Source organism: Novosphingobium soli (assembly GCF_042432915.1).
In the GTDB taxonomy this organism is placed as follows: Bacteria; Pseudomonadota; Alphaproteobacteria; order Sphingomonadales; family Sphingomonadaceae; genus Novosphingobium; species Novosphingobium soli.
In genome coordinates this window covers 39,540-58,799 of the sequence record NZ_JBHLWK010000015.1, presented here as the reverse complement: position 1 = coordinate 58,799, position 19,260 = coordinate 39,540, and the positions used below count along the sequence as shown (strand labels likewise).

Annotated in this window: 17 protein-coding genes; 6 read left to right on the top strand and 11 right to left on the bottom strand. The window is 68.6% G+C overall.

All coding sequences use genetic code 11. The features are described 5' to 3' along the window. Positions 1-59: 59 nt before the first annotated feature. The 4 genes from ACFFJC_RS12540 to ACFFJC_RS12525 are packed head-to-tail and all read right to left on the bottom strand — an operon-like array spanning position 60 to position 4,538. On the bottom strand, positions 60-1,214 hold the full coding sequence (locus tag ACFFJC_RS12540; RefSeq protein ID WP_379488034.1) for a glycosyltransferase: 1,155 nt from the start codon (positions 1,212-1,214) through the stop codon (positions 60-62). Between the two features lie 5 nt (positions 1,215-1,219). After that, complete coding sequence (locus ACFFJC_RS12535) at positions 1,220-2,392, bottom strand: glycosyltransferase family 4 protein (protein ID WP_379487820.1); 1,173 nt, start codon at positions 2,390-2,392, stop codon at positions 1,220-1,222. After that, the gene (locus tag ACFFJC_RS12530) at positions 2,389-3,405 is read right to left on the bottom strand and encodes a glycosyltransferase family 2 protein (RefSeq protein ID WP_379487819.1); all 1,017 of its coding nucleotides are present in this window, start codon (positions 3,403-3,405) and stop codon (positions 2,389-2,391) included. Before ACFFJC_RS12530 ends, ACFFJC_RS12535 begins: the two co-directional genes overlap by 4 nt. Then, on the bottom strand, positions 3,402-4,538 hold the full coding sequence (locus ACFFJC_RS12525; protein WP_379487818.1) for a glycosyltransferase family 4 protein: 1,137 nt from the start codon (positions 4,536-4,538) through the stop codon (positions 3,402-3,404). The genes ACFFJC_RS12530 and ACFFJC_RS12525 overlap by 4 nt, the downstream gene beginning before the upstream one ends. Before the next feature lie 264 nt (positions 4,539-4,802). Here ACFFJC_RS12525 and ACFFJC_RS12520 point away from each other — a divergent pair, with 264 nt between their 5' ends. Next, the gene (locus ACFFJC_RS12520; protein WP_379487817.1) at positions 4,803-6,728 is read left to right on the top strand and encodes an acyltransferase family protein; all 1,926 of its coding nucleotides are present in this window, start codon (positions 4,803-4,805) and stop codon (positions 6,726-6,728) included. On the opposite strand, the gene ACFFJC_RS12515 is transcribed toward ACFFJC_RS12520, so the two are convergent. Continuing rightward, positions 6,725-8,032, bottom strand: coding sequence for an O-antigen ligase family protein (locus ACFFJC_RS12515; protein ID WP_379487816.1), 1,308 nt, complete (start codon positions 8,030-8,032; stop codon positions 6,725-6,727). The two genes, ACFFJC_RS12520 and ACFFJC_RS12515, sit on opposite strands and share 4 nt — an antisense overlap. A 155-nt stretch (positions 8,033-8,187) precedes the next feature. Here ACFFJC_RS12515 and ACFFJC_RS12510 point away from each other — a divergent pair, with 155 nt between their 5' ends. Continuing rightward, positions 8,188-9,672 carry a flippase gene (locus ACFFJC_RS12510; RefSeq protein WP_379487815.1) on the top strand — a complete coding sequence of 495 codons (1,485 nt, stop codon included), beginning with the start codon at positions 8,188-8,190 and terminating at the stop codon, positions 9,670-9,672. A gap of 3 nt (positions 9,673-9,675) precedes the next feature. Here the strand turns inward: ACFFJC_RS12510 and ACFFJC_RS12505 are convergent, their stop codons facing one another. Genes ACFFJC_RS12505 through ACFFJC_RS12495 form a run of 3 tightly spaced genes read right to left on the bottom strand, consistent with a single transcriptional unit; the run spans position 9,676 to position 12,366 of the window. Then, positions 9,676-11,274 carry a hypothetical protein gene (locus ACFFJC_RS12505; protein ID WP_379487814.1) on the bottom strand — a complete coding sequence of 533 codons (1,599 nt, stop codon included), beginning with the start codon at positions 11,272-11,274 and terminating at the stop codon, positions 9,676-9,678. A 49-nt stretch (positions 11,275-11,323) separates the two neighbouring features. Further along, on the bottom strand, positions 11,324-11,866 hold the full coding sequence (locus ACFFJC_RS12500) for a glycosyltransferase (RefSeq protein WP_379487813.1): 543 nt from the start codon (positions 11,864-11,866) through the stop codon (positions 11,324-11,326). Beyond that, complete coding sequence (locus tag ACFFJC_RS12495; protein ID WP_379487812.1) at positions 11,863-12,366, bottom strand: glucuronosyltransferase; 504 nt, start codon at positions 12,364-12,366, stop codon at positions 11,863-11,865. Before ACFFJC_RS12495 ends, ACFFJC_RS12500 begins: the two co-directional genes overlap by 4 nt. A 275-nt stretch (positions 12,367-12,641) precedes the next feature. Between ACFFJC_RS12495 and ACFFJC_RS12490 the strand changes: the two genes are divergently transcribed. The 3 genes from ACFFJC_RS12490 (at position 12,642) to ACFFJC_RS12480 (ending at position 15,037) form a co-directional block, all read left to right on the top strand. Next, entirely contained in the window at positions 12,642-13,403 is a 762-nt protein-coding gene (locus ACFFJC_RS12490; protein WP_379487811.1) for a metallophosphoesterase family protein, read from the top strand. A gap of 106 nt (positions 13,404-13,509) precedes the next feature. Beyond that, positions 13,510-13,782 carry a hypothetical protein gene (locus tag ACFFJC_RS12485; protein ID WP_379487810.1) on the top strand — a complete coding sequence of 91 codons (273 nt, stop codon included), beginning with the start codon at positions 13,510-13,512 and terminating at the stop codon, positions 13,780-13,782. A gap of 151 nt (positions 13,783-13,933) precedes the next feature. Next, on the top strand, positions 13,934-15,037 hold the full coding sequence (locus ACFFJC_RS12480) for an acyltransferase family protein (protein ID WP_379487809.1): 1,104 nt from the start codon (positions 13,934-13,936) through the stop codon (positions 15,035-15,037). Positions 15,038-15,058: 21 nt separating this feature from the next. On the opposite strand, the gene ACFFJC_RS12475 is transcribed toward ACFFJC_RS12480, so the two are convergent. The 3 genes from ACFFJC_RS12475 to ACFFJC_RS12465 all read right to left on the bottom strand — a co-directional run bounded on the left by ACFFJC_RS12475 (position 15,059) and on the right by ACFFJC_RS12465 (position 18,070). Further along, positions 15,059-16,246, bottom strand: coding sequence for an acyltransferase family protein (locus ACFFJC_RS12475; RefSeq protein WP_379487808.1), 1,188 nt, complete (start codon positions 16,244-16,246; stop codon positions 15,059-15,061). 107 nt (positions 16,247-16,353) lie between these two features. Then, entirely contained in the window at positions 16,354-17,475 is a 1,122-nt protein-coding gene (locus ACFFJC_RS12470) for an acyltransferase family protein (protein ID WP_379487807.1), read from the bottom strand. A gap of 124 nt (positions 17,476-17,599) precedes the next feature. Continuing rightward, positions 17,600-18,070 (bottom strand): Rap1a/Tai family immunity protein, encoded by a 471-nt coding sequence (locus ACFFJC_RS12465; protein WP_379487806.1) that lies wholly within the window; start codon positions 18,068-18,070, stop codon positions 17,600-17,602. A gap of 118 nt (positions 18,071-18,188) precedes the next feature. Here ACFFJC_RS12465 and ACFFJC_RS12460 point away from each other — a divergent pair, with 118 nt between their 5' ends. Continuing rightward, on the top strand, positions 18,189-19,238 hold the full coding sequence (locus ACFFJC_RS12460) for a cell wall hydrolase (protein ID WP_379487805.1): 1,050 nt from the start codon (positions 18,189-18,191) through the stop codon (positions 19,236-19,238). The last annotated feature ends 22 nt before the right edge of the window (positions 19,239-19,260 follow it).

Genomic DNA, 19,260 nt, shown 5'->3' with positions numbered 1-19,260 from the left:
CGTCAGGGCAACCATGGGGCGCGACCCTGCCAATTCGGCGGGAACGTGTCGAGCGATATTCATGCCTGCACGTCCCGCAGCAGAGCCTCGTAGCGGTCCACCATGAGGGCGCTGGAGGCCTCCAGGCCCAAGGCGCGCGAACGCGCCGCCCACGCGGCGCGCGCGGCGCCGTCGCCCAGGAGCGCGCTCAGGACGCGCGCCAGGGCGGGGGCATCGGTCAGCGGCACCGACTGGCCGCACAGTTCCCCGGCGGCATTGGTGATGCCTTCCAGCTGCACCGGCACATGCGAGACCACCAGCGGCAGGCCAAGCCGGGCCGCTTCGATCAGGGCGAGGCTGTGCCCCTCGTAGTGGCTGACCTGCACGAAGACCTGGGCGGTGGAGCAATGGGCGAGCGTGTCCTTTCGGCTCATCTGGCCGAGGAAGCGGACCCGCCCTTCGAGCCCGAGTTCGCGCGCCATGGTGCGCAGCATCGCCTCGTCCTCGCCGCCGCCGACGATGTCGAGCGTGCCGGCGTCCATGCGGGCGAAGGCGCGCAGCAGAAGCGGATAGTTCTTCTGGTGCGACAACCGGCCGACCGCGATGCAGCGGCCCGGCACCGCCTTGCCTGATTCGCCCTCGCCGGCTTCGCCCTTGCCTGTCTCGTCCCCGCGCAGCATCTCGATCAGGTCCTCCACCGCGTGGGGCAGCGCATTGTGGATGACCCTGACCTTCGCGCGGTAGCCCGCCGGCTTGGCGAAGAGCGACGTGGCCACGGCATGCGACACCGCCACCACCGCAGCCACGGCGGGAAGCCGACCGGTCTGCGTGTCGAGGCGGACGATCGCGGCGCTGTGGGTGTCGATGGGCGAATGGTGCGTCGCCACGACACGGGTGCCCGTGCGTGCGAGCGTGGCCGCCACCGCGACGACCACGTTGGCCAGGGGCATCGCGGTGACCACCACGCTCGGCCGCGTCAGGCGCAGCCATCGCACGAGGGCGGCCATCAGGCGAACCGCCCCGCCCGGCCCGCGAGGGCGGGCGTCCAGCAGGTGATGCCAGCCGGCGCGACGGGCGTCCTGCTCACCGCCGAGCAGGTGGTCGGGATAGAGGACGAAGCGACCCGTACGGTGCCCCCGCGCCTCCAAGCCGGCGGCAACGTCGTTCCAGATCTCGATCAGGCCGCCGGGCGCGCTGTGGGTCATGGCGAAGTGCCATGCGCCGGGCTCGGGCATGCCGGTCACTGCGGCTCTCCCGCGTCGAGCGCGTGGCTGCGCAGCCAGGCAAGGTCGGACGGATCGCCGCGCGTCCACCGCTCGATCATGGTGCCCCATTTCACCGGGCACTGCATGCGCTGCCAGGCGTCTGCGGCGTGGCGCGACAGCCGTTCGTAGAGCGCGGCATCGTCGAACAGCCGCTCGATCGCAGCGGCCAGCGCCCTGGCGTTGCCCGCCGGGAAGACGAGCGCGCTTTCCCCGTCGCGCAGGTGGCCGCGGAACATCGGGTGGTCGGACGCGATCAGCGGCGTGCGCGAGGTCAGCGCTTCGTAGAGCGTGAGCGGCAGGCCCTCGGGAAAGGCGTGGCGACTGGGCACGACCACCGCGTCCGCCTGCCGCATATGCTCGAGTACCTGCGTGTTGGGGACGAGGCCCAGGAACTCGACCCGGTCCGCCACGCCCAGCCGCCGGGCGAGGTTGCGATAGGCGTCCACCCGCCCGGCCCCGGCGATGGAGACGCGCACGTCGCGGGTGGGCTTCAGCCGCGCGACGGCGCGGATCAGCTCGCCCACGCCTTTCGACCGCACGATCAGACCGGCATAGAACAGCCGCCGCGGCCCTGCGGGACCGAGCTGGCGCGGTGCGAAGTCGGCGGGGGAGCGAGCATGGGGGAAGTCCCAGGCGATGACCTTGTCGGGCCTCACGCCGAGATCGACGAGCCCCCTGGCCGCATTGACGCCGTGGTTGCCGACCAGCGTGATTCCCGGATCGTTGAGCAGCCGTGGCAAGCCGCGATGGCGCAGCCAGCGCCGGACGGGGTCGATGTGGAACGAATCCGCGAGCACGCAGCCGACCTCCAGCTGGTTCTGGAGCCCCCATCGGAGCAGCGGCGCGATGGGTCCGTGGACGATCAGGTGGGTCGGGGCGAAGCGGGCCATGGCCGCCAGCGTCGGCGCGGGATCGGCATAGGGATCGGCCCCGGCGCCAAGGACCCGGGCGCCCGAAGGAAGCCGTTCGTCGTAGACGGGAGCCGAACCGGCCAGATAGCCCGCCTCGTCGAAGGTCGCGGCCATGCGCGCCAGTTCGTCGAGGATATAGCTGTGTCCGTAGTAGACCTCGCCGCCCGATTGCTCGCGCAGGCGCCAGGCCTCGCGGAAGTCGCCGGCCGAATGGACGATCAGCAGGCGCCGGGTCATGGCTTCATCGCCTGCGCCTCGATCGGCGTGCGCGGGGCGGTGCGCGTCCTCGCCAGGCCCTGGATCAGCCCGATCGCGTTCACGTTCCACGTCGCCAGCGAATAGAGCCCGAGACGCAGCCCTCCCCGGCGCCAGGACAGGAACGCGATCGGCACGAGCACGAGGACCGCCAGCGGGATCCAGAGACCGGCGATGGCGGCGGCGACAAGGGCGATCCACCAGCCCCAGACCGCGATGCCGTTGCGCAGTTGGGAGAAGTCGCGCAGCACCTGCCGGAAGTGCGGTGCGCCCAGCGCGCCGCGGACGACCTCTCCCGGGCCGCCCGCGTAGCCGCTGCGCAGCCGCTTGAGCATGAGGCGGTAGCCCCCCACGGCATGGCCGAAGTGGCGGACCGCGGGCGCCGCGATGCGCGCCAGCTTCCAGCCCTGTGCGCGCAGGCGCGCGCCCAGCTCGAATTCCTCGAACGCGTGCAGGTTGCGGTCGGCGAAGTATCCTACCGCGCGGATTGCGGAGGTGCGGTAGAGACCGCCGCAATCGAGCCGGTCCACCTCGCCCGAGATCGCGGAGCCCTTCTCCAGGTCCGAGCGGGCCCGCAGTTCGAACTCGATGCTCTGGGTCTGCACTTCGACCACCCGGCCGCCGACAGCCGCGTAATCCGGGTTCGCCTGAAGGAAGGCGAGGCCCTGGCGGATGAACTCGGGGTCGAGCGTCATGTCTCCGTCGAGCAGATAGAAGTACTCGCCGCGCGCCTGCTGGAAGGCGAGCTGGGCGCCGATCCCGCAGCAGCGCAGATGCGTGTCGCGCAGGCGCCAGACGTGGACCGGCGCGCCGTCGGCCGCGAACTCCAGCGCGATGGCGACGGTGCGGTCGGTCGATCCGCTGTCGGCCAGCACGACTTCGCCGTCGAGGCCCTCCACCGCGGCGCAGGCGCTGCGCAGCGCGGCGGCGATGTGCTCCTCCTCGTTCAGCGCCTTGATGCCGATGGTCACGAGCGGCGGCGTCGTTCCGGTCATGCCGCCGGGCTCCGGGCTGCGGCCGCGTAGATCTGCGCATGGCGCGCGATCATCGCGTCGGGTGCGAATTGCTGCGCCAGCGCCGGCACCAGAACGGCGATCCTCTGACGGGCGGCCTCCGGATCGGCGATGACGCCGGCGAGGATCGCGCCGAGCCCCGCGGCGTCGTCGACCTCGGCGCAGAAGGGATAATCGTCGGGGAACGCCTCGCGCAGCCCGGGCGCCCGGGTGGCGACGAGCGGCACGCCCGACAGGAGCGTCTCCATCGCCAGGATGCTGAACCCTTCGTAGCGGGAGGGCATGAGCACGACATCGAAGCGCGAGAGCTTCGACGAGAGATTGGCGATGGGCGGGGTCATGGTGACCGTCCAGCCCGGCGCGATGCCGTGGAGCGCGTCGCGCAGGGCGGCTTCGAGCGGCCCGGCGCCGGCGATGCGCACGCACACGTCCCGGCGCGGCGTCGCGGCATGCGCCCGGCGGAGAATCTCGGGGAGCAGATCGGGCGCCTTCTGCTCGATCAGGCGGCCCGCGAACAGCACGTGGACGCCGGTCCGGTCATCGCCGCCCCCATCGTAGCTGTCATCCGGACCGGCCGCCACGGGCGCGGTGACGCCATTGTAGACGACCTCCGCCACTGGCCGGGTGCGCCGAGTCGGGATGGCGGCGTCGGCCTCGGCGGCCGCCCGGGAGACGGCAAGCACCTGCGCTCCGGCCAGCCGCCCGGTCACCCAGCGGCCGATCCGGCCCCAGGCGATCCACAGCTCGCAGTTGTGCACCGTGCGCAGGACCGGAACCTTGCGCAAGCCGGGGGCGAGCAGCCCTGCGATGGCCCAGGTCAGCTCGGGCATCTCGGTGTGGAGGTGGACGAGGTCCGGCTGGAAGCGTCGCACCGCCTGCGCCAGGCGCCAGGCCGACTGCAGCGCGCCGCCCTTCTTGAAATGGCCCCGCGCACCGGGGAATAAGGGGATGGCCATGTCCGAAAGCTGGCGCGCCATGGCCACGCCCACCGGGCTGGGATCGACGTCGAGCACGCTGGCCACGGCGAAATCGACATCCCTGCGCAGCGCCGAGACGAGGTCGAGCGCGACCACCTCCGCACCGCCCATGTCGAGCTTGGTGATGACCTGAAGCACGCGCGGGCGCCGCGCGCTCGCACGTCGCTCCGGCCCCGGCAGAGCCTTCCTGGCTGTGTCCGCTGAAGTCATGGCCTGCTATGCAATTCCGGTCACGCTTGACGGCCCCCCATCGGCACTGTCAAGCGTCTATCAGGGTGGCTACTTGGCGTCGAGCGGGATCGGCCCGGATCCGTCGCAACCCAGGAAGAGCACTCTGCTCCGCCGCGCCTCCCGGCAGGTCCGCCTGCTTCGGTGGGGCTACCTTCGTAGCCAAGGACTGAGATGCTGGACACGCCCGACGCCGCCGGTTCCGAAGCAAGGCACGCCCTTCGCTACCGGGCCGACATCGACGGCCTGCGTGCCATCGCGATCCTGCCGATCCTGCTGCTCCATTGCGGTCTCACTGCCTTCCGTGGCGGTTTCATCGGGGTCGACGTGTTCTTCGTGATCTCCGGCTTCCTGATCACCGGCATCATCACCCGCGAACTGGAGGAGGAGCGCTTCTCGCTCCTGGAGTTCTACCGCCGCCGCATCGTGCGCATCCTTCCCGCCCTGGGAGCGATGACGGCCATCGCCCTGGTCGTGGGATGCCGGCTGCTGCTGCCGCTCTCGCTCAAGGACCTGGGGCTGAGCGCCGTGGCCACCAGCCTGTTCAGCTCCAACTTCTATTTCTATGCGACCAGCGGCTACTTCGCGCAGAAGGCGGAGCTCCAGCCGCTGATCCACACCTGGTCGCTGGCAGTGGAGGAACAGTTCTACCTCTTCTATCCGCTCCTTCTCCTCGCCCTGCGGGGCCTGCGCCGGAAGGCGCTCGTCCGCGTCCTCGCCGGCATCGGCATCCTCTCGTTCGCGGTGGGCGGCTGGTTCGCTGCGGTGGACGCGAGTGCCGGCTACTTCCTGCTGCCGGCGCGCGCATGGGAGCTGCTGCTGGGCGGCCTGGTCGCGCTCGGCGCCTACCCTCGCCTCGCCCCGGGCGCCCTGCGCTCCGCCCTGTGCGGGCTGGCCCTCCTCGGCATCGCGGCGTGCGCCTTGGGGACGAGCCCCTACTGGCCCTTCCCCGTCCCCACGGCGCTGCCTCCGGTTGCGGGGACCGCCTTCCTGCTGGCCTACATGCCAGGCACCACCACCGCGCGGCTCCTGGAGGCCGCCCCGCTGCGCGCGATCGGGCGGATCTCGTACTCGCTGTACCTGTGGCACCGCCCGATCGTGGCGTTCTACATGCTCGCCCGGCCGAGCGCGCTGACGCTCGGAGACAGCGCGATCCTGCTGTCCGCCTCCTTCGCGGCGGCGGTCCTGTCGTACCGCTTTGTCGAGCAGCCGGCACTCCGTCGCTGGCGCGGCGCCGCGAAGGCGGGCGGGCCCGCCGCGCCGTCCGCCGCCGTGATCGGCGCGGGCCTGGCCGGCCTGGCGGTGTTCGCCGCCATGGGCGTGGCGATATCGTCGCAGGCCTGGCAGATCCGCGCGCTGCCTCCGCCCGTCGCGCGCGTCGCCCGCTACCAGGGGTTCGATGGCACGCCCGCGGGCCTGGCGCAGTTCGACACGGGACGCTGCTTCCATATCCCCACCAGCGCCCCGTTCGATCCGGCCTGCCTGGTCCCCGATCCCGGCCAGGCCAACGTCCTGCTGATGGGCGACAGCCATGCGGCCCAGATCTCGCACGCCCTGCGCGCCGCGCTCGGCCCGGCCCACCTGATGCAGGCGACCGCCGCCGGCTGCCGGCCGCTGCTCCATGGCCAGGGCCTGCGCGCCTGTCGCGCCGTCGCGGAGGCAGCCTTCCACACGGTCGACTACAGCAAGGTGCAGACGGTGGTCCTCGCCGGTCGCTGGTACAGCGAAGACCTTCCCGCCCTGCTCGATACGGTGCGGTTCCTGCGCGCAAAGGGTGCCCGGGTGGTGGTGGTCGGCCCCGTCGTCGAGTACGACGTCGATGTTCCCGACATGCTTGCCCGTGCCATGATGGCAGGCGACCCCCACCGCGTCTACGCGTTCCGGATCGCGGACCGCGAACCGCTGGACCGCCGCATGGCGCCCCTCATCACATCTGCAGGTGCCGCATACGTCTCGTGGTTCGCGCTGGAATGCCCGCGCGGGCGCTGCCGCCTGTTCAGCGCCTCCCAAGGTCCCTTGCACATCGACCGGACGCACGTGTCTCCCGAACTAGCGGCCGAAATGGCCGCCCGGATCCGGGACGCCATCGCCAAGGACTAGATCTCGGACGCCGCCTTCGCGCGCCGGCGGAGCACGGCGAAGACGTCCTGGCCGCTTCCGACGCTGCCCTGGCGTTTCTCGTCCCTGTACCAGCTGTAGGAGTAGGCGACGGAGATCACCATGATCACGCCGATGAAGCTGTCGCGTTCGAACAGGCTGCTCTCGGTGAAGTTGTGCCCGACGCAGAACACCAGCAGCGCGACCGCCAGGGCGCCGCGCCGGGCCGAGATGTTGGTGGTCAGCAGCTTCACCGTCGGAGCGACGATCGCGGCGAACACCGCAAGGGCCAGCCCGGGGGCCCCGATCGTCGCCAGCAGGTCCAGATAGCCGTTGTGCCCGACCGAGAGGCCCCGGACGAAGCCGGTGGTGCCGTAGCTGTAGATCGGGCTCTCGAAGCCGATGTTCCAGAACGAGCCGAACCCGGTGCCCAGCAGCCAGTTCGTTTCGATGTAGCGCAGCATCGAGAACCAGATGTGCCCGCGCCCGGTGAACAGCTGGGGATCGAGGATGTCGTGAACGCTCTTCACCTGGAAGAAGCTGCCGGCGAAGAACACCGCCGCCGAAAGCGCCATCAGCAGGGGTATCGCGAAGCGCCGGATCGAGGTGTCGAACTTCACGAAGATCCATCCCGCCACCGCCGCGATCACGACCATGCCGCCAGAGGTCTTCGACTGGCTGCGGAACAGGAAGTAGGCCGCCGCCGCGAGGATCGCCAGCCGCGCGAGCGGGTGGATCTTGCCGGGAGCGAACACGAAGATCAGGATCGTGATGGCCGCGGCCGCGCCTGCGAAGTTCTTGTGGCCCATCAGGCCGCGCCAGTTGCCATACAGCGCCGTCGTGTCGTGCGCGAGGTGGATGCCGAAAGCAGGATCGAGCCACACCATCACGTAGTTGCCGACAAGCCCGGTCACGAGGATGATCCGCAGCACGTCCAGCGACCGCTCGTACCCTGCGCCCCGGACGAGGATGAAGGCGAACCAGGTCGAGATGGTGGTCAGCACCAGGCGCTGGAAGGCGATGTCCACATTGATCGCCCAGACGAGGCTGAGCCAGCACCAGCCCAGGGCCACGACGATCGGAAGCGGCATGCGCAAAGCCCACGAGCCCTTCCCTTCGCGGAACACCGAATAGACGAGCAGCCCGAAGGTGATCAGGTAGCCGATCTGGCGGAAGATACTGCCCGTCTCGGTGCCGTTCTGGCCGTCGATGTTCGTGAGCACCGGACCGATCAGGACGAGTGCGAAGAACGCGAGCCCTGAAAACATCAGGATGCGCGAGGTCATAGTGCCTGATCTGGAGGTCATGCCCTTTTCTATAGATCAATTTGCGCCATGTGCCAGCCGTTCGCGCATGAAAGGCGGACGATCACGCCACCCCCGGGATGCCTCGCCGGGCGCCCGCCCGCAGTACCGGTGATTGGAGGTTTGATCGACGATACTTGTCGGATAATGGACCTTCCATGCAACGCAAAGGGTTTCGCGCACATTTCATCGTCAACGTGGGCGGTGCCATAGCGACGCTGGTCGTCATGCTCGTGACGGTGCCGCTGTTCGTGGGCGAGATCGGTCCCGCACGCTACGGCGTCATGTCGATCATCTGGATCCTGCTGGGCACCATGGGATTCCTCGACCTTGGCCTCTCGCGGGCGGCCACCAATGCCCTGGCGCGCATCGATCCCTCCGACAAGCGCGAGCGCGAGAGCATCTTCGTCACGGCGCTCGGGCTCAATGGCGTGATGGGCCTTCTCGGCGGCATCGTCCTGGTCACGGGGGGCATCGCCCTGTTCTCGCACGTCATGACGGTCCCGCCGCAACTGCTGCCGGAAGTCCGCTGGGCGCTGCCATGGGTCGCCGGGCTGCTGCCCCTGGCGCTGATGAACGGGGCCGGCATCGGCAGCCTGGAATCGCGCGATCACTTCCTGACCGCCAACCTGCTGCAACTGACCGGCACGGTGGCGATCCAGACTGTGCCGCTCCTGTGCGCCGTGTTCATCGCTCCCCGCCTTGAGGTCGTCATTCCCGCGGCCGTCTGCGCGCGGGGCGCCTCGGTCGTGCTCGTCATCGCCTTCGCCTGGCGATCCGAGCGCAGCGGGTCGCTGCCCCGGCTGAACGGCGGCCGCGCGAAGGAGATGCTTCGCTACGGAGGCTGGGTCAGCATCGGCAACACGCTCAACCCGCTCCTGACCTCGCTCGACCAGATGGTCCTGGGGGCCGTGATGGGCGTGGCATCGGTCACCTACTATGCGGTCCCGTTCAGCCTGGTCATGAAAAGCCAGATCTTCGCGGCGGCGGCCTCGCGCACGTTGTTCCCCCGCATGTCCCGCGTCTCGGAACCCGAAGCGCAACGCCTCGCCCGCGCCGCGGTCGGCGGGCTGAGCTACGGCTACGGCGCCATCTGCGTCGCTGCCATCCTCATGATGCACCCGTTCATCAGCTTCTGGATGGGACCCGATTTCGCCCGCGTCGCGGCTCCGCTCGCGCAGATCCTGCTGGTGGGCGCGTGGTTCAACGGCCTGTCGTTCATCCCGTTCGAGCTCGTGCAGGCGCAGGGCCGGCCGCATCTCCCCGCCTTGCTCTACCTGCTCGAACTCGGACCCTTCTTCGCCCTGCTGTGGTTCCTCACGCACCGGTTCGGCCTGACCGGCGCGGCGTTGGCCTGGGCCTTGAGGATGGCCCTGGACAGCCTGCTGTTCTTCCTCGTCAGCCGCCACGCAGGCGGCGCCTTGCTGCGGCTGGTGCCGATGGCGCTGATCCTCGCGGCGGTGGTCCTCGTCACCCGCTCGATCCCGCTCGGTCTGGCGGCATCCGTCATCGCCGCCTCGGTAGGCGGCGCGCTGACGCTGGCGCTCGGCTTCATGCTCGACGACACCATCCGAATGATGGTGCTGGAGGCCTGGAAGACTGCCCGGCGCCTGGCCCGGCGCAGCGGCTTGCAGGTGGGATGACGCTCAGGACCGGCAGCGCGGCGGCCGGTCCACCTTCATCAGGTCCACGAAGTCCGATTCCAGGACAAGCCGGGTGCCGTGCACGGGCACGTGCCGGTCCCTGCGACTGGGCCTGAGCATCAGCACGTAGTCGAAATCGCATTCCCACGCGTCGAGGTACCGGTCGGGCGGGAACGGCGGTGTCCGGGCGGCCAGGTCCCGGTCGGTGGGTATGTTCGCGATCTGCGCCTGGAGGGGCCCGAACGCCTCGGTGAAGACCAGGGGCTGCTGGCCCGGGATGGCGAACAGCGAAGGCACGTAGCTGCGCGAGAGCGGGACCAGCATGGTCGGGAGATGGCTGCGGATGAAGAAGCCGTGTACCCACTGCCCCGGCTCCGACCACCGGTTCGGGGCGGCGTCGGGCTGGCGCACGACGGAGAGCACTTTGCTGTTCGCCGGGATGAGCCGGGCCGCCTGCTGGAGGTCGGCATAGTCGTGCTCGCGCGCCCTCCACACGTGGAGGATCCAGACGGCATGGGCCAGGATCGCCAGGCCGCAGACCATGGCCAGGCGGTGCCCTATCCTGACGGGCCCTGTCCCGACGGGCCCTGTCCCGACGGACCCTGTCCCGAACGACCCCGTCCCTCGAGGCCGGACCGCGATGCAGATGAGCAGCGCGGCCATCAGCGGCAGGCGACGCGTCAGCAGCGAGGCGTTGCCGATCCCGTCGGGTATGAGCAGCGACAGGACGCCGAGGATGACGACCGAGACGAACAGCCCGGCGTGGAAAGCGACGGCACCGCGCAGCGCTGCGATCGCCACGCACAGCGCGATGACTGCGAAGAGGGGAAGTTCGACGGCGCCGTCGTAGGCGAAGAACGGTGAGACGAGCGAGACGATGTGCGACATGAAGCCGCGGTAGTCGACCGGATCGATCTCGAGCGGGCTGTTCCCCCTGTTCACCGCGATGTAGACGAGCGTCAACGCGACCACGAGCGCGTATTCGGCAAGGGCGGCCGCGATCCTGCGCGCCGTCAGCCTCCTGATGCCGTCGACGTCGGGGCCTAGCAGCATGGCGAACTCGAAGGCGAAGAAAAGCCCGACGCCAAACGGGTGCGTGAGGTAGACCGCCAGGACCTCGACCGACTTGAGCAGGCTTCGCGCCTTGAACCCGAGCGTGCGTGCCGGGCCGAGATTCAGCAGGCAGAAGAACAGGGCCAGCGCCAGCGACAGGCTGTAGTTCATGAACCCCGAGATCGTCGACTGGCCCCAGGCCGCGCTGAGGGCGAGCGCCTGCCACGGATTGTCGCGGCCGTTCAGCCGGCGGGAGATGAGGATGGCAGCGAGGGGGGGCCCCAGGACCATCAGCACAGTGACCAGGAGCCAGAAGGCGTCCAGGCCGAAGAGCCGCGTGACCTGCATGCCGACCAGGTCGACCAGGATGTTCGAGGAGGCGCGCGACCATTCGATCGCATAGGCCTGCCCGAGGATGCCGGTGAGGCCCGGCTGCGCTTCCAGCCAGATGCGGGCGAGGTGATTGGGCACGTCCATCAGCGGGGGATGGCGGTACAGCAGTATGGGCAGCGCCGATGCCAGGACCAGCAGCAGCGGGCTTCGCAGCAATCCCCGCGCCGTCAACGTTCGCGGCTCCGGCGTCGCCAGCCCGCGCTGTTCACGACTGGCCCCCGGCGCTGCGCCGCTTCATCCACTGCAGCCTGGCACGGATGCCCGAGGGCGCCGTGTCATGGACGTAGGCGGCCAGGCGCTCGATGAACTCGGAGGGCGCCTGGGTATCCAGCGGCGGAGGTGCCGTCAGCTGGTCGCTCCGATCGAGGAGCCGCTTCACGTGGTCTTCGTCGTTCGCGGCATAGATGCCGGGGAAATTGCGGAACTGGCCCAAGGTGGCGAGTTGATGCCCGTTGCGGTGCTCGCCCCGCCGGTGGTCGCGCGCCAGGATGATGATCGGCTTGCCCAGCTCCATCGCCCCGATCAGCGAGCCCATGCCGGCATGGCTGACCATCAGCGAGCACTGGAGTTGCAGTTCGTGGAACTGCCGATGCTCGATGAAGGGAAAGCAGCGCATCGCCCGCGGCGCATAGCGCGCGGGACCGATCTGGCCGACGACGTCCGTCCGTCCGTTCTCCTCCGCCCACTGATCGATCGCACGGATGAGCCGATCGAACGGAAGCTGCGTACCGACCGACGCCAGTATCACAGGATGCGCCCGAAGTAGTGGATGCCCGAATGGGTCTGCGCCAGATGGGGCCACTGGGTCAGGCGAAGATGGGCGAAGGGCCGGACCGCCTTGCACGACAGCGACAGCTCCTCGCTGTTGGCGATACTGTCGATCCAGATCGTCTGTATGCCGCGCAGCCGGGCGATGGCGATCGCCAGCGCGCCGGGCGCGGCGCCGGTGGAGACCACCAGGTCGGGCCTGATGTCGCGGATGATCCGCCAGAGCTGCGAAAAGGAGTGGAGCACGTTCAATCGGCTGTCGCGCGAACTGTCGGTGATCGTGCGTACCGGCCGCTCGCCCACGGGGGGCGCCAGGTTGGGTACGGTGCTCACGAAGTCGCAGTCGCAATTCTCGAACGCGGGACCGAGGCGCGTGAGCTCGATCCAGTGCCCGCCACCGGAGGCGACGAGCAGGACGCGCCGGCGCGCCCGAAAAGGGATCACCGTGTTATCAAGGGCCAGTTCGATGGCTTGTTTCATGACCGCCGGTGCATTCCCCTGACATACGGCACCTAACATCGGCCCCGATCCGCAGGGCTGATGCACTACCTATCCCGCTCGCGCCGGAATACCAAGTCGCAATCGGCTCGGAGATTTCCCGTATTTACGACGCTTGGACCTGGCGCTATTCCCGTGACCCTCTGGACAGGTCTGGAATAAGCCCCACATCAACGATAGAGACGTTTCGAGTCGCCGTGCGACACGATGAAGCCACTGTGCCGTCATGCGGCATTCGGTACGGAAAAGAGACATCATTGCCGAGCACGGATCCGGGTGAACGTATCTATGCCATTGGCGACGTTCACGGCCGCTACGACCTTCTGAAGCTGCTGCTCGACGCCATCGGCGAGCATTCGGGAGCGCGCGCCACGCCAGAGGCCCTGCACATCGTGTTCCTGGGAGACCTCGTGGACCGCGGGCCGGACAGCGCCAGGGTCGTCGATCTCGTCGCCGAGCTGGAAAGCGACACTGACCAGGTCATCGCACTCATGGGCAACCACGAGGAGGCGATGCTTCGGGCCCTCGACGGCGACCTCATGATCCTGCGCAAGTGGCTGCAGGTGGGCGGCGCCGACACGGTCCGCTCCTATGGCCTCGAGCTTCCGGACGAGGGCGCGGACATGAGGCGGTACTTGCGCCGCCTGAAGAAATCGATCCCCTCGCAGCATGCCCGCTGGATGCGTTCCATGCCGCTCACCGCGCGCTCCGGCGACTACTTCTTCTGCCATGCCGGCATCCGGCCGGGCGTTCCGCTGCATCGCCAGTCGCGCGACGACCTGCTCTGGATCCGCAAGGACTTCCTCGATGCCGACGACGACTTCGGAGCGGTCATCGTGCATGGTCACACGATCGCTCCCGAGGTCGTCTCGCGCCGCAACCGAATCGGGATCGACACCGGTGCCTATGCCTCGGGGAAGCTGACTGCGCTCTATCTGGAGGATGACCGACAGGAAGTCATAACCGTCGATCGGGCAGGCCGCGTTTCGACCCAGCGCAGCAAGATCACGGCTTCCTGACGATTTTCGCGCTACTTGTACTTATGTACATTGACTCTGTTCGGGTAAGGTGTCATCCCATGATGCAAATAGGCGTGGCTCGGCCATGACGGAGGAACCAAAGCTCATGAAGACGTTCGCGGTATCGATGGCCCTTGGCGCCGTCCTGCTCTCGACTGCTGCTCAGGCGGCAGATCAGCGTCCGGCCTACATCGCCTTCAAGGCCGGTGCGACCAAGACCGCCGCTCCGGCCGCTCCTGCCACCCCGGTGGTGGCAAAGCGCAAGAGCCTGCAGTCTGAAGTCGTCGTCCCGGCCGTGCTCGGCGTCGCTGCGGTCGGCACCGGCCTCGCGCTCGCGCTCGACGGCGGCAACGACGACGACGACGCCAGCCCGGAGTAAGCGCTTGGGCCCAACGTCTGTTCGTTGGCGCCAGCTGAAATCGAATACCCCGCCGGGCCACCGGCGGGGTTTCGTCGTCTCTGCTTATCAGACATGCGGCCAGCTTTGGAGCTGCGGTCCGCTTGTTTCCTGAATGCCTGATTCGCAACCCATGCCTCTGATCGAGTCGCAGGCCATTAACGCCGCGACGCCATCGACCGAAGCCGAGCGCCTCGGGCGACCGGTGGCGGCCAGGAACGACAGAGACCGTATCGACACGGTCCGCGCGATCGCCTGCCTGCTCCTCGTATCCTATCACGTCATCGGCTACACGCCCGATGCCGGGCTGAAAGTGCCCGTTGGCACGTGGCTGCGCATCCTGAACGACACGCTCGGCTACGTGCGGATGCCGCTCTTCACGTTCCTTTCCGGCGTGGTCTACGCCTCCCATCCGGTGCGCAGGGGCAGCATGACGCCGTTCCTCACCGGCAAGGTGAAGCGGCTCCTGATCCCGATGATGGCGATCGGCACCCTCACCATCCTCGTCCAGGACGCCCTGAACGGCAAGCTGGGCCCCTCCACGCTAGAGCCGCTGCTGCTGTTGCCGCTGTACGCCTTCGCGCACTTCTGGTTCCTGCAGGCGTTGTTCCTGGTCTTCGTCCTGGTCATGCTGCTGGAGCGGCTTGAGCTGCTCTCCACGCCCGCCCGGGCCGGCGCAGCCTTCCTGCTCAGCATCGTCCCTTTCGCGCTGCCCGAGGCCTGGCTGACGCCGCTGTTCTCGCTGCACAAGGCGGCCTACCTGCTGCCCTTCTTCCTCGCGGGCCTTTATGTCGCCCGCTTTTCGGCCGACGTGCACCAGATCAGCGCCGCCTCCCTCACCCTGATCCTGGTATCGGGCGCAGCCTGCGCAGTCGCGCTCATGCTGCCGAGCATCGCCGCCGCCGAGGCCACAGGGCGACTGCTGGTGGGGATCGCTGCGGCCATCCTTCTTCTGCGCGTGACCAGTGCGATCCCGCTGCTGGCCTGGATCGGCAGCCACTCTTATTCGATCTACCTGTGGCACATCTTCGGGACCGCCGGCTCCCGGGCGGTTCTCGCACGGCTGGACGTCACGCGCTGGGACGTCGTCTTCGTCGTGGGCCTGCTGGCAGGGATCGCCTTCCCGCTCGCCGTGCACATGGCCGTCAAGGACGTCCCCCTCGTGAGCCGGGCGTTCCTGGGGATTCGCGCTCGGCGCACCGCGCGAGTCGAAACACCGCGACCCGCCGGCGCATGACGCCCGCGGCGTGTCGCTAGATTAGGCCGGTGAGGGCCGGGCCGGACGGTCCAGCCAGCTCCGGATCGCGCGCTGCATCGGCTGTTCGATGAAGCTGTGCACGATGCAGCCAACCGCCACGCAGAGCCCCATCAGGAGTATCGCGAAGGGCACCAGCGGCATCGGTGCGTCCAGGCGATAGTACACGTCGAAGCCGCGCCGCAGGATCGGACTGTGGACGATGTAGAGCGCGAAGGAAGTCTCGCCGAGGAAACGCAAGGTGCGTTGCCCCGCCAGCCAGCGCGACGTCCGCCCCCTGCCTTCGGCAAGGGCCAGGACCAGGAACGCCACCGCGGGAAGGTAGAACGCCTGGTTGAAGAAGATGTCGGGAATCCGCTCGCGCAGCGAGGAGAACACCACCATGGCCGCCACGAAGCTGACGATCGCGGCGCCGTCGGCCCATCGCGGAAGCCAGTGCCGGTCATCGCCGTCGCGCAGCAGGCGGCACATCACCATGCCGATGGTGAATTCGGTCAGCCGCATCACCGGGTTGATCGCCGTAAACCAGTATCCGAAGCCGACGGCCCCGTTCTCGTCCATGACGTGCCCGTAGCCGGCCAGGGCCAGAACTGCGGGCGCCACGAAGCTCCAGATCACCAGCCCTGCGCACAGCACCTGCAGCCGACGCCGTGACAGCATCACCAAAAGCGGGAACATCGTGTAGAGGAAAAGCTCGGTCGAGAGGCTCCACGAGGGCGCGTTCAGCGAGGCGAAGTAATCGTACATCGGTATCCAGCTCTGCAGCAGCAACAGGTTGGCCACGACGATGGGAAGGCCTTCGGTGCCGATGCGCCAGAGGAACCAGGCTGCCAGCGGCACGGCCACCAGCATGTGCAGCGGCCATATGCGCAGCACGCGGCGCACCAGGAACGCGCGATACGTCAGCGCCCCGCGTGCGAACTTCGCCTCGTAGGCATGGCACAGCACGAAACCCGAGAGCATGAAGAAGAAGCCGACGCGCCCGTGCCCGTAGTCGATCACGTTGCGGCCGAACCAGGACAGGGCATTGTCCGTGCGCGGCATCATGGCGGCATGCGAGACCATGACCAGCAGGGACGCGAAGAAGCGCATCGCGGTCAGCTGCTCGAACCGGCTGCGCGGCCGGGACGGCGTGCCCGTCTCCACCGGCGCGGCAGGCGGCGCGTCCCTGGCGCCCGGGTGTACGGTCATGCGTGTTCCTCGCCTCCTGCCGCCCGCCTCGGTCGATGCGTGGACCCGGCCGCGGTATAGTGCAGATGGTGCGATTCTTCAAAGTCCACGGACAACCCCGCGACGCCTCAGACGGGCGGAGTGGCCGGCTTCTCCATCATTCCCGGTTGCGCCGGGCGGGGCCTGCCGCCCGCGAAGCGCGCGCGCAGCCATCGGGTGAGAGGCCTTTCCACCAGAAGGTGAATCCCGATGCAGATGGCCGTCGAAGCCACCACGATGGCGGTCACGGCGGCGGGACCGTCGTTGAGGACCTGCAGCTTCGCCCGCACCACCAGGAGGCCGGCCAGGATGTGCAGGTGAAACAGGTAGATCGAGTAGGAAGCGTCTCCCAGCAGCCCTCCCAGGGCGGTGAGCCACCCCGCCGGGCAGCGCGCCCGCGCGGCAAGCCCGACCAGCATCGTTCCCGTCACGCCCAGGAACAGAACGCTCGGCAGGGTCTGGCTGACCAGGCCCAGCATCCGGGTGCTCCCGAGGATCGCGGCCACGAGGACAGCCAGCGTGACGAAGGGGTGAACCGGCAGCGCCCAGTCGCTCCGTGGAGTCGGGGACGCCCGCGTCCACAGCACCCCGAGGGCGAGGCCCATTCCGAACTCCAGGTTCACGGTGCTGCACAGGATCGACCAGAAGTTGTCGATGTACCCGGTGGAGGCCCATAGCGAGCCTCTCGAGAGCAGGAAAACAACCGGCGACACCAGCCAGGCTGCCAGCAGCCAGCGCATCCGCGGCCGGCCGAAGAAGCTGAGCGCAAACACGAGATAGAAGATCAGTTCCTGCCGCAAGGTCCAGATGATGTCCGGCTTGACGTACGAGAACGGGAGCAGGAACAGCGCGCGCAGATAGGCCGCCACGTCGATGGCGTCGCGGGCGAACAGCTTCTGGAGCACGGCATACGAGAGGATCGCGATCCACATCATGGGAATGATGCGCACGAAGCGGCGCTGCGCAAAGGCGGCGATCGACATGCGCGGCTTCAGCGCCGATCCCTCCAGCGCCACGACCGCCATGATGAAACCGCTGATGGTGAAGAATATGTCGACGCCGAGCGCGCCATCTTCCAGCACCCCGCCGAGTGTACGGAGTTCCCCGTATTTCGGCATGGCCAGCATGCCTGCGCAATGACCGATCACCACTCCGAGAGCGCAGAACCCTCGCAGGAACTGGATGCCGGTCAACTCCTCCCGCTTTTGCATTGTCCTGTCACCACCCGCTGATACGGCCCCTGGGTGAGACTACTTGGGCTTGGGGGCCCCGGCAACACAGACGATGCGTAGCGCGCCCGCGGCCCGGGTGCGAACGAGCGCGCGGGCGAACCTGTCAGGGCACCGGGTCCGTCGCAGCGGGCGCCACCGGGGCGTCGCACGCGTACTTCTGGCGCAGCGCGATGACCACGACGGACGCCGCCTCGCCCCTGATCGCGGCGGGATTCTTGCCCAGGTACTCGAGGAAGGCCTGCCGCAGTTCCGACTGCGACATCCGCAGCGGGCGGCAGAACTCGCGCATGTTGAGCCAGACCTCGTAGGCCTTCACGCTGTCGTGCACGCCGGTGACATAGGCGTAGCAATACGACACCATGGCCAGCGCCTTGTCTTGGCACTTCGCCTGCAGGTCTCCGGCCGTGAGGAAGCTCGGCGTCGTCACCCCGCGGGGGCGACGCGGCAGGTCGACGGAAGGGAGCGCCGGACCCGCCTCGGTAGACTGCGCGGCGGGAACGGTCGGCGCAGAGGAAGGCGGCGGCGCAACGGGGGTCAGGGCCGCGGCGGAGGCAAGCAGGGCGAAATGCAGCACGGGCAGGATCCTCGGCAAGGGCGATTCGGTCTGGCGGGCGCACCGCGCCGGGCGCGGCACGGTGCCCTATCGAACTTTGTGGTCGTCACGACCACCCGATAGGGTTAGAGAGCGTGGCGTGCGCGTCAACTTGACCAGTCTGTTTTCCAGCGGGCCCGGCGCTCTGGCCGAGTTCCCCTGGCTCACGCCTTCGCCCCGCAAGCGGCGCAAGGCGCGAATGGTGCTCTACAGCCGTGCTGCGCTGGTCTTGTCCGTGCTGGCAGCGCCCCAGATCGCCGCGATCGAGTTCGGGGACACGCCGCCTGCCGCGAACGCGGCGCACGATTCGCCCACCCGGCTGGCAGCACCGCGGGCCCGCGTCATCGACGCACCCTTCGCGCCCAAGTCCCTGCGCGCGCTCTCGGCACAGGAGGCCGAGATGTGGAACGCCAAGATCGCCGGCAATCCCTTCGCCTCCAGCCCTGCCGTGCCATTCGCGCTGTCGCCGCAGGTTCCCAGCTTCTCGAAGTCGCTCGAGTGCCTGGCCGCTGCGGTGTACTATGAGGCCGCCAACGAGCCGATCGCCGGCCAGCGGGCCGTCGCGCAGGTGGTGCTCAACCGCGTTCGCCATCCGGAATACCCGCATAGCGTCTGCGGCGTGGTGTTCCAGGGTTCGGAGCGCCGGACGGGCTGCCAGTTCTCGTTCACCTGCGACGGCTCACTCCAGCGCAAGCCGAGCGTGGCAGGATGGCAGCAGGCGCAGGGGGTCGCTGCGGCAGCCCTGGCCGGTTCCGTCTACGCACCGGTGGGATGGTCCACGCATTACCACGCCGATTATGTCGTACCCTATTGGGCGCAGGGCCTGCAGAAGCTGACGACGGTGGGACGACACATCTTCTACCGCTGGAACGGGGCGGCGGGGGAAGGTGCCAGCTTCACCAGCCGGGTCCAGGTCACCGAGCCCGAGATCGCGCTCCTGCCGTCTCCTGCCCCGAATACCCTGATTCCCTCCAGCCCGGATGAGGTGAAGCGCGTAGCCGCGACAGAGCGGCCGATCATCGCCGCCGATCCGAGCGTTTCCGCCGTGTCCGGATCGGCCACGCCAGAGCCGCCCGCGATCGCTCCCGCGGCGCCGCTCGCACGCCCCCCCGCGAATGCCGAGCGCTGGATCATCGGCAGCACCCCCTGATCCTTCGACGGAGGCCAGGCGG

Coding starts and splice junctions, on each gene's coding strand:
- ACFFJC_RS12540 (WP_379488034.1), bottom strand. CDS start 1,214: ATGCCCGAGCCCGGCGCATGGCACTTCGCCATGACCCACAGCGCGCCC.
- ACFFJC_RS12535 (WP_379487820.1), bottom strand. CDS start 2,392: ATGACCCGGCGCCTGCTGATCGTCCATTCGGCCGGCGACTTCCGCGAG.
- ACFFJC_RS12530 (WP_379487819.1), bottom strand. CDS start 3,405: ATGACCGGAACGACGCCGCCGCTCGTGACCATCGGCATCAAGGCGCTG.
- ACFFJC_RS12520 (WP_379487817.1), top strand. CDS start 4,803: ATGCTGGACACGCCCGACGCCGCCGGTTCCGAAGCAAGGCACGCCCTT.
- ACFFJC_RS12515 (WP_379487816.1), bottom strand. CDS start 8,032: ATGACCTCCAGATCAGGCACTATGACCTCGCGCATCCTGATGTTTTCA.
- ACFFJC_RS12510 (WP_379487815.1), top strand. CDS start 8,188: ATGCAACGCAAAGGGTTTCGCGCACATTTCATCGTCAACGTGGGCGGT.
- ACFFJC_RS12495 (WP_379487812.1), bottom strand. CDS start 12,366: ATGAAACAAGCCATCGAACTGGCCCTTGATAACACGGTGATCCCTTTT.
- ACFFJC_RS12485 (WP_379487810.1), top strand. CDS start 13,510: ATGAAGACGTTCGCGGTATCGATGGCCCTTGGCGCCGTCCTGCTCTCG.
- ACFFJC_RS12480 (WP_379487809.1), top strand. CDS start 13,934: ATGCCTCTGATCGAGTCGCAGGCCATTAACGCCGCGACGCCATCGACC.
- ACFFJC_RS12475 (WP_379487808.1), bottom strand. CDS start 16,246: ATGACCGTACACCCGGGCGCCAGGGACGCGCCGCCTGCCGCGCCGGTG.
- ACFFJC_RS12470 (WP_379487807.1), bottom strand. CDS start 17,475: ATGCAAAAGCGGGAGGAGTTGACCGGCATCCAGTTCCTGCGAGGGTTC.